The organism is Streptococcus sp. 10824 (assembly GCF_013276595.1).
GTDB lineage: Bacteria > Bacillota > Bacilli > Lactobacillales > Streptococcaceae > Streptococcus > Streptococcus pseudopneumoniae.
Window position 1 is genome coordinate 1 of sequence record NZ_VMLH01000133.1, and the last position, 367, is coordinate 367.

Sequence of the window (367 nt, forward strand, 5' to 3'; positions counted from 1 at the left end):
AAGCTAGCACCAATTTTAAACCCCCTGGTCAATCTATCGAACAGCGTCCTGAAGCTATCAATCTGCGATTGGAGAATGGGCATTATGAGATTGATACGGTTCTGCTTACAAGAGTGAAAAATTATTGTTTACTGGTCTTAACTGATCGAAGGACTAGGCATCAAATTATCCGATTGATTCCAAATAAAAGTGCTGAGGCGGTCAATCAGGCTTTAAAACTCATCTTAAAACAAGACAAGATTCTGTCCATCACGGCAGATAATGGTACAGAATTTAACCGCTTGTCTGATGTATTTTCTGAGGAACATATCTATTATGCGCACCCCTATGCCTCTTGGGAAAGGGGAACTAATGAGAATCACAACAG

General features: G+C 40.3%; 1 protein-coding gene. It reads left to right on the forward strand.

Annotated features, from left to right (window positions below; translation table 11 throughout):
• The coding region (locus tag HT701_RS10385) for an IS30 family transposase (protein WP_172931500.1) at positions 1–367 on the forward strand (367 nt) is incomplete at both ends.